This window comes from Pseudomonas sp. Eth.TT006, assembly GCF_054456575.1.
Genome location: NZ_JBTJEN010000016.1, coordinates 127,693 through 140,490 on the forward strand (window position 1 = coordinate 127,693; position 12,798 = coordinate 140,490).

The 12,798-nt window shown below is 61.1% G+C and carries 12 protein-coding genes; 7 read left to right on the top strand and 5 right to left on the bottom strand.

The features are described 5' to 3' along the window. Window positions 1-10 precede the first annotated feature (10 nt). From mltB to ACXR0M_RS22980, 7 genes are all read left to right on the top strand, one after another. Complete coding sequence (gene mltB / locus ACXR0M_RS22950; RefSeq protein ID WP_458833961.1) at window positions 11-1,021, top strand: lytic murein transglycosylase B; 1,011 nt, start codon at window positions 11-13, stop codon at window positions 1,019-1,021. Further along, entirely contained in the window at window positions 1,021-2,031 is a 1,011-nt protein-coding gene (locus ACXR0M_RS22955; RefSeq protein ID WP_458833962.1) for a septal ring lytic transglycosylase RlpA family protein, read from the top strand. The genes mltB and ACXR0M_RS22955 overlap by 1 nt, the downstream gene beginning before the upstream one ends. Window positions 2,032-2,216: 185 nt before the next feature. Beyond that, window positions 2,217-3,374 (top strand): D-alanyl-D-alanine carboxypeptidase family protein, encoded by a 1,158-nt coding sequence (locus ACXR0M_RS22960; protein ID WP_458833963.1) that lies wholly within the window; start codon window positions 2,217-2,219, stop codon window positions 3,372-3,374. 86 nt (window positions 3,375-3,460) lie between these two features. Further along, window positions 3,461-3,736 (top strand): DUF493 domain-containing protein, encoded by a 276-nt coding sequence (locus ACXR0M_RS22965; RefSeq protein WP_003228544.1) that lies wholly within the window; start codon window positions 3,461-3,463, stop codon window positions 3,734-3,736. Beyond that, entirely contained in the window at window positions 3,736-4,383 is a 648-nt protein-coding gene (gene lipB, locus ACXR0M_RS22970; RefSeq protein ID WP_458833964.1) for a lipoyl(octanoyl) transferase LipB, read from the top strand. Before ACXR0M_RS22965 ends, lipB begins: the two co-directional genes overlap by 1 nt. A 25-nt stretch (window positions 4,384-4,408) precedes the next feature. Then, window positions 4,409-5,407, top strand: a complete 999-nt coding sequence (gene lipA, locus ACXR0M_RS22975) for a lipoyl synthase (RefSeq protein WP_160768663.1) — start codon at window positions 4,409-4,411, stop codon at window positions 5,405-5,407. A 125-nt stretch (window positions 5,408-5,532) separates the two neighbouring features. Beyond that, entirely contained in the window at window positions 5,533-6,480 is a 948-nt protein-coding gene (locus tag ACXR0M_RS22980; RefSeq protein WP_458833965.1) for a S66 peptidase family protein, read from the top strand. A gap of 82 nt (window positions 6,481-6,562) precedes the next feature. On the opposite strand, the gene ACXR0M_RS22985 is transcribed toward ACXR0M_RS22980, so the two are convergent. The 5 genes from ACXR0M_RS22985 to leuS form a co-directional block, all read right to left on the bottom strand. Continuing rightward, window positions 6,563-7,885 carry a lytic murein transglycosylase gene (locus ACXR0M_RS22985; protein WP_458833966.1) on the bottom strand — a complete coding sequence of 441 codons (1,323 nt, stop codon included), beginning with the start codon at window positions 7,883-7,885 and terminating at the stop codon, window positions 6,563-6,565. A gap of 61 nt (window positions 7,886-7,946) precedes the next feature. Then, window positions 7,947-8,111 (bottom strand): alternative ribosome rescue factor ArfA, encoded by a 165-nt coding sequence (arfA, locus tag ACXR0M_RS22990; protein ID WP_458833967.1) that lies wholly within the window; start codon window positions 8,109-8,111, stop codon window positions 7,947-7,949. 174 nt (window positions 8,112-8,285) lie between these two features. Further along, entirely contained in the window at window positions 8,286-9,323 is a 1,038-nt protein-coding gene (holA, locus tag ACXR0M_RS22995) for a DNA polymerase III subunit delta (RefSeq protein WP_458833968.1), read from the bottom strand. Window positions 9,324-9,362: 39 nt separating this feature from the next. Next, on the bottom strand, window positions 9,363-9,968 hold the full coding sequence (locus ACXR0M_RS23000; protein WP_108183904.1) for an LPS-assembly lipoprotein LptE: 606 nt from the start codon (window positions 9,966-9,968) through the stop codon (window positions 9,363-9,365). A gap of 88 nt (window positions 9,969-10,056) precedes the next feature. After that, a complete protein-coding gene (leuS, locus tag ACXR0M_RS23005) occupies window positions 10,057-12,663 on the bottom strand; it encodes a leucine--tRNA ligase (RefSeq protein ID WP_458833969.1) in 2,607 nt (868 codons plus the stop codon). Window positions 12,664-12,798 lie beyond the last annotated feature (135 nt).

Below are 12,798 nucleotides of genomic sequence, written 5' to 3' on the forward strand. Positions count from 1 at the left end.
GAAGAGTTCAATGCAAGTCTTGCGCAGCTGGGCGACTCGTTACGCGCCGTGGGTCGGCCTGGTCGGCATTCTTGGCAGCGCGCAGGAAGCGCTGGCCGGCGATTACGAAGGCTCGCCCCAGGTGGCCGAATTCGTCGGTGAAATGACCCGCGATTACGGTTTTGCCGGCGAGCAGCTGATGGCGGTGTTTCGCGAGGCGCAGCGCAAGCAGGCGATTCTCGACGCTATCTCCAAACCTGCCGAGCGGGTCAAACAGTGGAAGGAATATCGCCCGATGTTCCTCACCGACGCGCGCATCGCCCGTGGTGTGGACTTCTGGCGTCAGCACGAGGCGGTGCTGGCGCGGGCCGAGCAGGAATACGGCGTGCCGGCACAAGTCATCGTGTCGATCATCGGCGTCGAGACCTTTTTCGGACGTAATACCGGTAATTATCGGGTGATCGATGCCTTGTCGACCCTCGGTTTCGACTATCCTCCCCGTGCCGAATTTTTCCGCAAGGAACTGCGTGAGTTCCTGCTGCTGGCCCGCGAAGAGCAGGTCGATCCATTGACCCTCAAAGGCTCCTACGCCGGGGCGATGGGTTTGCCGCAGTTCATGCCGAGCAGCTTTCGCGCCTATGCGGTGGATTTTGACGGGGACGGCCATATCAATATCTGGACCAATCCGGATGATGCGATCGGCAGCGTCGCCAGCTACTTCAAGCGGCACGGCTGGGTCGCCGGCGAGCCGGTGGTCAGTCGCGCCGATGTGCGTGGCGAGCAGGTCGACGAGGGCCTGACCAGCGGGATCGAACCGACCAAGACGGCAGGAGAGTTGCGGGCGCTGGGCTGGTCAAGTCATGATGCGCTGCGCGATGATATGCCGGTTACTGCATTTCGCCTTGAAGGCGACAACGGCCCTGAATACTGGATGGGCCTGAAGAATTTCTACGCGATCACGCGTTATAACCGCAGCGTGATGTACGCCATGGCCGTATATCAACTGTCTGAAGAGCTGGTAAAAGCACGGGGCGTCAAGTAATGCGGGCATTGCCTATGAATAAACCCCTGAAGCTGGTGGCTTTCGCGGCATTGGCGGCGCTGGTCGTCAGTTGTTCGACCAGTCGCGCGCCCACTCAGAAAAACTCCTCTACTGTCGTGCGTGCGCAGCCGGGTCTGGACATCAACCGTGCGCACAAAGATGGCGCGCCGTGGTGGGACGTGGATGTTTCGCGCATCCCGGACGCGACGCCGACCCTGCACACCGGCCCGTACAAGGCCAACCCGTACACCGTGTTGGGCAAGACCTATTTCCCGTTGCAGGAATCCAAGACCTACGTGGCTTCGGGCACGGCGTCCTGGTACGGCACCAAGTTCCACGGCCAGAACACCGCCAACGGTGAGGTCTATGACCTTTACGGCATGAGTGCCGCCCACAAGACATTGCCACTGCCAAGTTACGTTCGGGTGACCAACCTGGACAACAACCGCAGCGTGATCCTGCGGGTCAACGATCGCGGGCCGTTCTACTCGGACCGGATCATCGACTTGTCCTATGCGGCGGCGAAAAAACTCGGGTATGCCGAAATCGGCACCGCGCGGGTCAAGGTCGAAGGCATCGATCCGCAGCAATGGTGGGCCGCCAAGGGCCGTCCGGCGCCTTTGATGCTCAACGAGCCGCAAGTCGCGCAGAATAGCGCCCCGGTGATCACCGCCTCTGCCGGTACCATCGAGCAGTGGACTCCGCCGCCGCAGCAACATGCCTCTGACACTGTCCCGGTACAGATCAGCGCAAAAAAAAACGCTTCTGCACCAGCGTCTGGCCAGTATCTGCAGGTGGGCGCGTTCGCCAACCCGGACGCTGCAGAACTCCTGAGGTCGAAGCTCAGCGGGATGGTGAGCGCTCCGGTGTTCATCAGCTCGATCGTGCGCAATCAGCAGACCCTGCATCGGGTCCGCATGGGGCCGATCGGTTCGCCGGGTGAAGTCGCCCAGGTGCAGAACAGTGTGCGCCTGGCCAACCTCGGCTCGCCGAGTGTGGTCACCGAGTAATACGTAGCACTTGATTGACGGTTCACTTGCGGTTTTGGGGGCTGAACCAGGTTGTTGGCTCGTCGAAGAACAAAAGCCCGGCAAGGGTGACTGGAGTGAGCAACTGAACACGCGATGGCCCGTTAGAAGGCTGTCTGAATAGTTTTGCCTTCGGGCAAGTTTCCATTAGCGATTTCGAGAGACGGATGAACATCACCACCTTTGCCAAACGCCTGTGTCTGCTAGTCCCGCTGCTCCTCTCGCCAGCCGCCTTCGCGGCCGAGATGATGCCGTCGCCACCTCAACTGGCCGCCAAAGCCTACGTGCTCATGGACGCCAGCAGCGGCAACGTGCTGGTGGAAAACAATGGTGACCAGCGTCTGCCGCCAGCCAGCCTGACCAAACTGATGACCGCGTACATCGCTACGCTGGAAATCCGTCGCGGCCAGATCGGCGAGAACGATCCGGTGACCGTCAGCGAAAACGCCTGGCGTACCGGCGGTTCGCGGATGTTCATCAAAGTCGGCTCGCAAGTGACCGTCAGCGACCTGCTGCACGGCATCATCATCCAGTCCGGCAACGACGCCAGCGTTGCGCTGTCCGAGCACATCGCCGGTAGCGAAGATGCCTTCGCCGACCTGATGAACAAGACGGTCGCCGAGCTGGGCATGACCAACTCGCACTTCATGAACCCGACCGGTCTGCCAAACCCTGAGCACTACTCGTCGGCTCACGACATGGCGATCCTGGCCCGTGCGATCATCCACGAAGACCCGGCTCACTACGCGATCTACTCGCAAAAGGAGTTCTTCTGGAACGGCATCAAGCAGCCTAACCGCAACCTGCTGCTGTGGCGCGACAAGACCGTGGACGGTCTGAAAACCGGTCACACTGACGAAGCCGGCTACTGCATGGTGTCCTCGGCTGTACGTGACGGCCAGCGTCTGATCGCGGTGGTGTTCGGCACCAACAGCGAAGCGGCGCGTGCTGCTGAAACCCAGAAACTGCTGACCTACGGCTTCCGTTTCTTCGAAACCCAGACCTTCTATCAGAAGGGCACCGAGCTGGCTCAGGCCCCGGTGTGGAAGGGCACTACCAGTCAAGTCAAGGCCGGCCTGGCTGAAGACCTGACCATGACCCTGCCAAAAGGCCAGCTGAAGAAGCTCGCTGCCAGCATGACCATGAACCCGCAACTGACCGCGCCAATCGCCAAGGGCGACGTGATCGGTAAAGTCGAAGTGAAACTGGACGACAAGGTGGTGCACAGCGCCGACCTGATCGCCCTGGACGCTGTCGAGGAGGGTGGTATCTTCCGCCGCATGTGGGATAGCATCCGTCTATTCTTCTACGGCTTGTTCAACTGATTTTGTGTTGACCTGCATGGCCCCGCCCCGATCCGGTGCGGGGCCATGTGCGTTATCACGGCTTGCGCTCAAGAGGCCGTTACGCCATGACCGATACCGAAGTAAAGGCGCCAAAAATCGAATTTCCCCAGGTTGATTATCCGGTTAAGGTAATCAGCGACACGGGTGTGGGTCACAAGGACAAGATCATCGAGATCGTGAAGAAATTCGCGACCATCAACGATGAGCGTGTCGACGAACGATCCAGCAGCAACGGCAAGTACACCACCATCCAGTTGCACATTGTCGCCACCGATCAGGATCAGCTGTACAACATCAACAGCGAATTGCGGGCGACCGGTTTCGTGCACATGGTGTTGTGATGCCGGGCACGCTGGGCTTTCGCGAACTTGGCCAGATGGCTTACGAGCCGGTCTGGCATGCCATGCAACGCTTCACCAACGAACGCGGCAGCGATGTCGCCGACGAGATCTGGCTGGTCGAGCACCCACCGGTGTTCACCCAGGGCCAGGCCGGCAAGGCCGAACACCTGCTGCTGCCAGGAGATATCCCGGTGGTGCAGGTCGATCGCGGCGGGCAGGTGACTTATCATGGCCCCGGCCAGTTGGTCGCCTACCTGTTGCTCGACGTGCGCAAGCTGGGTTTCGGCGTCCGTGATCTGGTCACGCGCATGGAGCAGTGCCTGATCGAACTGCTGGCCAGCTACGGCGTGACCGCCGCCGCCAAGCCAGATGCTCCGGGCGTGTACGTCAACGGAGCAAAAATCGCTTCTCTGGGTTTGCGCATTCGCCGCGGCTGTTCCTTTCATGGCCTGGCGCTGAACGTGGATATGAACCTGGAGCCGTTTCGACGGATTAATCCCTGCGGCTATGCCGGGCTGGCGATGACCCAGCTGAGCGATCACGCAGGATCGATTGAATTTGCCGAGGTAAGTGCCCGGCTGCGCGCGCAGCTCGTCAAACACCTCGACTATGCTGAGCAGACGACCCTGACGGGCGGAATCGACTGATATGACTACTGATGCAGTGCAAACCATGATCCCGACGCTCGACGTGACCGAGCGCCCGGCCCCGCGTCCCAAGGTTGAAGCCGGCGTCAAGCTGCGCGGCGCCGAGAAGGTTGCACGCATCCCGGTAAAGATCATTCCGACTACCGAACTGCCGAAGAAACCCGACTGGATTCGCGTGCGCATCCCGGTGTCGCCGGAAGTCGACCGCATCAAATCCCTGCTGCGCAAACACAAGCTGCACAGTGTCTGCGAAGAGGCGTCCTGCCCGAACCTGGGCGAGTGCTTCTCCGGCGGCACCGCGACCTTCATGATCATGGGCGACATCTGCACCCGTCGCTGCCCGTTCTGCGACGTCGGCCACGGTCGTCCGAAGCCACTGGACGTCAACGAGCCGGAAAGCCTGGCAATCGCCATCGCTGACCTCAAGCTCAAGTACGTGGTGATCACCTCGGTTGACCGCGACGACCTGCGTGACGGTGGTGCCCAGCACTTTGCCGACTGCATCCGCGAAATCCGCAAGCTGTCGCCGAACGTGCAGCTGGAGACTCTGGTCCCGGACTACCGTGGTCGCATGGACATCGCCCTGGAAATCACCGCCGCCGAGCCGCCGGATGTGTTCAACCACAACCTGGAAACCGTACCGCGTCTGTACAAGGCTGCGCGTCCGGGTTCGGACTACCAGTGGTCGCTGACCCTGTTGCAACGCTTCAAGCAGATGATGCCGCACATCCCGACCAAATCCGGGCTGATGCTCGGTCTGGGCGAGACCGACGAGGAAGTCATCGAAGTCATGAAGCGCATGCGCGAACACGACATCGACATGCTGACCCTCGGCCAGTACCTGCAGCCGTCCCGCAGCCACTTGCCGGTGCAGCGTTTCGTGCACCCGGACACCTTCGCCTGGTTCGCCGAGGAAGGTTACAAGATGGGCTTCAAGAACGTCGCTTCCGGCCCGCTGGTGCGTTCGTCGTACCACGCTGACGAGCAGGCGAAACTGGTCAAGGCCGAATTGCTGGGTTCCTGATCTCACGCGCACTGCTGCAAAAAATACCCGCTTCGGCGGGTATTTTTATTTGGGGGTGACGCCCTTTTGTTTGCGCGCTTTCCTGACTACTGTGTGAGCATGATTTTATGCACGGAGATCCATGGATGACTGTTCGACCAACCCACACACTTTGTCCGCACCGAACCGTGCCCGCGTTGGCCGCCGAGGGCACGTTCGGCGTCATCGCGCCTGCCGGACCCGGTGCGCTGGACACCGACAAGGCCGTGCAGTGGATGCGTGCCCGTGGTTATGGGTTGAAGGTGTTTCCCGGGGTCTACGAGAAGGACGGCTACCTGGCCGGCAGTGACGAGGTTCGTCTCAATGACCTGCACGCGGCGTTCGCCGACCCCGAGGTCGACGCGATCATCTGCCTGCGCGGTGGCTACGGCACGCCGCGTCTGCTGGACCGGATCGACTTCGATCTGCTGAGCCGCCACGCCAAGCCGTTTGTCGGCTACAGCGACATCACTGCGCTGCACTTGGCGATCAGTCGCTACGCCGGATTTGTGACCTTTCACGGCCCGCTGTTGAACGCCGACCTGCTGGGTGACAAGGAACCGCCGACCGTCAGCTCATTCTTCGCCATGCTGCGCGGGCAACTGAAAGCGGGGAGTGTGCTCAGCCATCCGGTGGCTTATCCGCTGACCACGGTCGAACCCGGCATCGCCCATGGGCGGCTGCTGGGCGGCAATCTGGCGATGATCGCTTCGACACTCGGTACGCCTTACGAGATCGACGTGGAGGGCGTGATTCTGCTGATCGAGGACGTTAACGAGCCGCTGTATCGCATCGACCGCTTGCTCACGCAAATGCGTCTGGCCGGCAAACTGACCAAATTGCGTGGGGTGCTGGTCGGTGATATTGCCGGCGTGGAGGTCGAGGCGTTGAACCGTTTGCTCAAGCAGACTTTCGAGCCGTTGCGGATTCCGGTGCTGTCGAGTTGGCGCAGCGGGCATTGCGATCCGAACCTGACGTTGCCGCTGGGGGCGTTGGTGCGGTTGGACGCCGGTAGGCAGGAACTGATGCTCGAACAGGATGTGGTAACGCGATAAGCAAAAAGATCGCAGCCTGCGGCAGCTCCTACAGAGAACCCACTGTAGGAGCTGCCGCAGGCTGCGATCTTTTGATCTTGCCTTACTGGGTACGCAAGCTCTCAAGCAACTTATGCGTCGGGTACCCATCCGCCGGCCAGCCAAACGCCTGCTGCGCGCTGCGAATCGCCTTGCGCGTATTGGCACCGATAATCCCGTCCGCCGTGCCCGCGTCGTAGTTGCGCGCGCTCAGCAAGGTCTGCAATTCGATCCGCTCGGTGCGGCTCAATGGCAGATCATCCTTTGGCCAGGTGCCACTGATCAGCCCGCCACCGTTGAAACGCTCGGACAGCAGGCTCACCGCCAGCGCATAGGAGGATGAGTTGTTGTACTTGAGGATCGCCCGGAAGTTATCGAGGATCAGGAACGCCGGGCCGCGATAACCGGCTGGCAGCAGCAGGGCAGCGGACAGCTGTTCCGAACCGACCGGGGCTTGACCAGCATTGGGCAGAATCACACCGAGTTGACGCCATTCGGCAACGCTCTTGCGAATCGCGCCGTCGGCCAGGGTGTAATTGAAGCCGCCGGGCAATTGCACTTCAAAGCCCCACGGCTGACCGCGCTGCCAGCCGGAGCTTTGCAGGTAATGCGCGGTGGAGGCCAGGGCGTCGGCCGGGCTGCCCCAGATGTCACGGCGACCGTCACCGTCGAAATCCACGGCATGGGTGTTGTAGGTGGTCGGAATGAACTGGGTCTGGCCCATCGCGCCGGCCCACGAGCCCAACATTTTCTCCGGGGTGATATCGCCCTGTTGCAGGATCTGCAGCGCCGCGATCAATTGCGCATGGGCAAAGCCCGGACGACGGCCTTCGTAGGCCAGGGTCGCGAGCGAGTTGATCACCGACTTGGTGCCCTGGAACTGGCCGAAATTGCTTTCCATGCCCCACACCGACACCAGTGCCTGACGATCCACGCCATAACGCTGTTCGATGCTTTGCAGGATATCGGCGTACTGATTGATCAAAGCCTGGCCCTTGCGCACGCGCAACGGCGAAAGAGCGCCATCAAGGTATTCCCACACCGGACGCGAGAACTCCGGCTGACTGCGGTCGGCGCGGATCACGCTGTCATCGAAACTGACATTGGCGAAGGCGCGGTCAAATACATCCGCGCGAATTCCGGCAGCCAGAGCATCCCTGCGAAAACCTGCCTGCCATTCAGCGAAAGTCTGGGTCGGTTGGATATCCAGTGGGTCAGCTGACGGCACTACCGGCGGGATGATTGCTGGGGCCGTGGCGACTGGGGCGGCTTGAAGGGGTTGCGCATCTGCGGCGGTGGGTTTCTCCGCGCAGGCGACAAGCAGAATGAAGCTGGAGGCAGCGATCAGTTGGCGGACGGGCCAACGACGGGAAAGACTGAAGGGCATGCACGGTTCCAGGGGATACGAATCAAGTGCAGACCTTAACATGAGCGAGGGGTGCTGCGCTTCAGGCAGCCAGAAAGTAAGAAGCCTCCCAGCTGTCAGACTGGAAGGCTTCGCGGCGGTAGCTGCCTTTGCCCTTGTTCGGTCGTTCCTGGCGGCTGCGGAACAGGGGCTGGGCGATGATGGATTTGGCCTTGTTCGGGCCATGTTTCGCTGGCTTTTTGCTCATGATGGATCTCTCGATGGATGGGTGTTGCGGGGCGAATAATCTGCCGATATCAGGCGTCTGTCTATAGGACGGATGTCGAGGCGACAGGTAGGAAAAAAGATCAAAAGATCGCAGCGTGCCGCAGCTCCTACAGGGATTGGTGTAGGAGCTGCCGAAGGCTGCGATCTTTTGCCTTTATTCGGCAGGTAACGTGAGGCGCTGGCCAGCCATCAATAGCGCCAATCGGCTCAGGCTCATCCACGGCGAACCGGCGGCCTGGCCCTTGATTTGCGCGTCGATGCGCTGGGCTTCGAGCAACAGTTGCGCCCAGCGTGGCGCCGAGTAGCGTTGCAGGGCTTTGCTCATCAGCGGTTTGCGTTTGTCCCACACCGGCGGTTTCGCCTGGCTGAAGCATTTGTCCAGCGGCGTGCCCTGGCTGTACTGCAACGAGATATTGGCCAGCAGGCGCAACTCCCGTGCCAGCGCCCAGAGAATCACCGGTGGCTCGACGCCTTCACCGCGCAAACCTTCAAGCATGCGCAGGGCGTGGGCCGGTTCGCCGTTGAGTACGGCATCGGTCAGGCCGAATACGTCAAAACGCGCACTGTCAGCCACGGCGGCCTGCACGGTTTCGACGGTGATCTGTCCGCCTTCGGCCATCAGCTTGAGCTTTTCGATTTCCTGCGCGGCGGCGAGCAGGTTGCCCTCGACCCGTGCGGCTATCAGTTCGACAGCGTCCTGACTGGCCGACAAGCCAGCTTGCGACAGACGCTGACGAATCCAGCTCGGCAGTTGGTTGGCATCCACTGGCCAGATCTGGATGAACTGGGTCTGCTGACCTTCGACCAGCGCCTTGCCCCACTTGGTTTTCTGCGCGCTGCCATCGAGTTTGGGCAGGCTTATCAGCAGCACCGTGTCTTCGGCGGGGCGTGAGCAGTATTCGATCAGTGCGGCCGCGCCCTTGTCGCCGGGCTTGCCCGAGGGCAACCGCAGTTCCAGCAGGCGTTTTTCGGCGAACAGCGACATGCTGGCACCGGCCTGCAGCAACGTGCCCCAATCGAAATTGGCATCGGCGGCGAACACCTGACGTTCGTCGAAACCTTGCTGGCGGGCAGCACTGCGGATGGCGTCGGCGGCTTCCTGGCACAGCAGCGGGTCATCGCCACTGATGATGTAGACGGGCGCCAGCGCGCCTTGCAGGTGTTTGCCGAGTTGAGCGGGAGCGAGCTTCATAAGAAAGGGCGAACGGGGCGCCTTAGCGCCCCGTACGTCTTACTGCTGCGGCAGTTCGAGCGGCGACTGGCGCGGGGTTTCCGCTTCAGCCTTCTGTGCCGCTTTCAGTGCGTCGGCTTCAGCCCGGGCACGGTCGTTGGCAGCTTGCTGCAATTGCTGCAGTTGACCCGGGGTCAGCTGTTGCAGGCGCAGCATCATGCGCTGAACCAGCTCGCGACGGGTTTCGCGACGGGCGTCGTTGGCTTCCTGATCGGAGCCGACGAGGTTATTGCCGTCATGAATGAACACCTTCTGCACTTCTAGCTTGTCGCTCAGCAGGTTCAGGTTGTGTTCGCCGACGATGTCGTAGTTCAGCACAGTGCTGACCTGATATTCACCGGTCCGGCCGGCCCCGGCGTAGCTGAGGATGCGCTGGTTTTCCTGTTCGTCAGCCAGATACAGCTTGTACGGTGCACCGCTGTAGACCTTGACGCCGCTGGATTCCAGTACCTGACGCAGTTGCGTGACGGTCTCGCCATAGGCGTTGCGGGCGCTCAGATCGAGCTCCTTGATCGACAGTTCGTTGGTACCGGTGCCACGCAGCTGGAAACCGCAGGCGCTCAGCAGAACGGCGAGGCCCATCACCAGCAGATTGCGTTTGATCATTGTGTTGCTCCCCTTGAAACCATGTGGGCCGATCTTGCGGCCCGAAAGGTTTTACAGAGCGCCAGGCACACCTGGCGCTCAATCCGATTTAGCTGGCGACGATGTTGACCAGTTTGCCTGGCACGACGATCACTTTGCGAATGGTCAGGCCGTCGACGAAACGCAGGACGTTTTCGTTTGCACGGGCAGCCGCTTCAACCTCTTCACGTGTGGCGCTGGCCGGCATGTCGATCTGACCGCGCAGCTTGCCATTCACTTGAATGACCAGTTGCAGGCTGTCCTGTACCAATGCGCTTTCGTCGACGGTTGGCCAGTTGGCATCGATCACGGCGTCGGCATGCCCCAGTTGCTTCCACAGCTCGTGGCTGATGTGCGGGGTGATCGGCGCCAGCAGCAGCGTGACCGCTTCCAGGCCTTCGTGAATCAGCGCGCGATCCTGTTCGGTGGCTTGCGCAGCTTTTTCCAGCACGTTCATCAGCGTCATCACCTGGGCGATGGCGGTGTTGAATTTGTGATTCTGGCCGACGTCGTGGCTGGCCTGCTTGATGGCCAGGTGAATGGCACGGCGCACGGCTTTCTGCTCGTCGTTCAGACCATTGACGTCCAGTTTGCCCGGCAGGCCCTGAGTCACATGGGCCTGCGCCAGACGCCAGACTCGCTTGAGGAAGCGGTGCGAGCCTTCAACGCCGGAGTCGGACCATTCGGCGCTCATGTCAGGCGGCGAGGCGAACATCATGAACAGACGGCAGGTGTCGGCGCCGAACTGGTCGATCATCGACTGCGGGTCGACGCCGTTGTTTTTCGACTTGGCCATTTTCTCGGTGCCACCGATTTCCACCGGCAAGCCGTCGGATTTCAGTTTGGCGCTGATGACCTTGGCCTTGCTGTCGCGCTCCAGTTCCACGTCCGCCGGGTTGAACCAGGTGTAGGCACCGTTGGCTTCGCGACGATAGTAGGTTTCGGCGATCACCATGCCCTGGGTCAGCAGGTTCTTGAACGGCTCGTTGGAGCTCACCAGGCCTTCATCACGCATCAGCTTGTGGAAGAAGCGCGCGTACAGCAGGTGAAGAATCGCGTGTTCGATACCGCCGATGTACTGATCAACCGGCAGCCAGTGGTCGGCCGCCGATTTTTCCACCAGACCGCCTTCAAAGTGCGGCGAGGCGTAGCGGGCGTAGTACCACGAGGACTCGACGAAGGTGTCCATGGTGTCGGTTTCACGCTTGGCAGGCTGGCCGCATTTCGGGCAGTTGCACTCGTAGAATTCCGGCATGCGTGCCAGCGGCGAACCGGCGCCGTCCGGCACCACGTCTTCCGGCAGGACGACTGGCAACTGGTCTTCCGGCACCGGTACATCACCGCAGGTGTTGCAGTGGATGATCGGGATCGGGCAGCCCCAGTAGCGCTGACGGCTGATGCCCCAGTCGCGCAGGCGGAACTGGGTGCGCGAGGCGCCGAGGTTTTTCTTGATCAGGGCGACTTCGATGGCGTCGAACGCGCCGCTGAAGTCCAGGCCGTCGAACTCGCCGGAGTTGATCAGCGTGCCGTGCTCGCCGTAGGCGTCCTGCCACGGGGCCGGGTTGCTGTCACCGGAGCTGGTGCGCACCACTGATTTCACCGGCAGGTTGTACTTGTGGGCGAATTCGAAATCGCGCTCGTCGTGCGCCGGTACCGCCATTACAGCGCCGTCGCCGTAATGCATCAGTACATAGTTGGCGACCCACACCGGCAGTTTTTCACCGGTCAGCGGGTGTTCGACGAACAGGCCGGTCGGCAGGCCTTTCTTCTCTTGAGTGGCAACGTCGGCTTCGGCCACGCTGCCGCCCTTGCATTCAGCGATGAACGCCTGCAGCTGAGGATTGTTCTGCGCCGCCTGGGTTGCCAGCGGGTGCTCGGCGGCCACGGCCACGTAAGTCGCGCCCATCAGGGTGTCCGGACGGGTAGTGAAGACCTTGAGGGTGCCTGCTTCGCCGATCGACTCGACGTTGTACGGGAACTGCACTTCCATGCCGCGGGATTTGCCGATCCAGTTGCGCTGCATGGTCTTGACCTGTTCCGGCCAGCCCGTCAGTTCGTCGAGGCTCTCCAGCAGCTCATCCGCGTAAGCGGTGATCTTGAAGTAGTACATCGGGATTTCGCGCTTTTCGATCAGCGCACCGGAACGCCAGCCGCGACCATCGATCACCTGTTCGTTGGCCAGAACGGTCTGGTCGACCGGGTCCCAGTTCACGGTGCCGTTCTTGCGGTAGATCACGCCTTTTTCGAACAGGCGGGTGAACAGCCATTGTTCCCAGCGGTAGTAGTCCGGCTTGCAGGTGGTCACTTCACGGGACCAGTCCACCGCCAGGCCCAGGCTGCGCAGCTGGGACTTCATGTAGGCGATGTTTTCGTAGGTCCACTTGGCGGGCGCCACGTTGTTCTTCATCGCGGCGTTTTCCGCCGGCATGCCGAAGGCGTCCCAACCCATCGGTTGCAGAACGTTCTTGCCTTGCATGCGCTGATAGCGGGAGATCACGTCGCCGATGGTGTAGTTGCGCACGTGCCCCATGTGTAGCTTGCCGCTGGGGTAAGGGAACATCGACAGGCAGTAGTAGGTTTCCTTGCCTGGCTGTTCGCTGACTTCAAAGGACTTTTGCTCATCCCAGAAAGACTGGGCGGCGGCTTCGATTTCACGGGGCTGATATTGTTCGTGCATGGCTACTTTTGTACTGGATAGGGGTGGCCTAATCCTCTTCAACGCGCCATCCGGGGAGGCTCCGGACACGCTGGAAGTGGAATGACAGGAAGCGCCGTAGCATACATGACCGCGCTTGGCCTAGGGAAACCCTGA

What these genes read in the sequence shown, in the direction of transcription:
- ACXR0M_RS22985 (WP_458833966.1), bottom strand. Translation starts at nt 7,885, where the DNA reads ATGCCCTTCAGTCTTTCCCGTCGTTGGCCCGTCCGCCAACTGATCGCT.
- ACXR0M_RS22965 (WP_003228544.1), top strand. Translation starts at nt 3,461, where the DNA reads ATGACCGATACCGAAGTAAAGGCGCCAAAAATCGAATTTCCCCAGGTT.
- holA (WP_458833968.1), bottom strand. Translation starts at nt 9,323, where the DNA reads ATGAAGCTCGCTCCCGCTCAACTCGGCAAACACCTGCAAGGCGCGCTG.
- ACXR0M_RS22980 (WP_458833965.1), top strand. Translation starts at nt 5,533, where the DNA reads ATGACTGTTCGACCAACCCACACACTTTGTCCGCACCGAACCGTGCCC.
- arfA (WP_458833967.1), bottom strand. Translation starts at nt 8,111, where the DNA reads ATGAGCAAAAAGCCAGCGAAACATGGCCCGAACAAGGCCAAATCCATC.
- lipA (WP_160768663.1), top strand. Translation starts at nt 4,409, where the DNA reads ATGATCCCGACGCTCGACGTGACCGAGCGCCCGGCCCCGCGTCCCAAG.
- ACXR0M_RS22955 (WP_458833962.1), top strand. Translation starts at nt 1,021, where the DNA reads ATGCGGGCATTGCCTATGAATAAACCCCTGAAGCTGGTGGCTTTCGCG.
- ACXR0M_RS23000 (WP_108183904.1), bottom strand. Translation starts at nt 9,968, where the DNA reads ATGATCAAACGCAATCTGCTGGTGATGGGCCTCGCCGTTCTGCTGAGC.
- leuS (WP_458833969.1), bottom strand. Translation starts at nt 12,663, where the DNA reads ATGCACGAACAATATCAGCCCCGTGAAATCGAAGCCGCCGCCCAGTCT.
- lipB (WP_458833964.1), top strand. Translation starts at nt 3,736, where the DNA reads ATGCCGGGCACGCTGGGCTTTCGCGAACTTGGCCAGATGGCTTACGAG.
- mltB (WP_458833961.1), top strand. Translation starts at nt 11, where the DNA reads ATGCAAGTCTTGCGCAGCTGGGCGACTCGTTACGCGCCGTGGGTCGGC.
- ACXR0M_RS22960 (WP_458833963.1), top strand. Translation starts at nt 2,217, where the DNA reads ATGAACATCACCACCTTTGCCAAACGCCTGTGTCTGCTAGTCCCGCTG.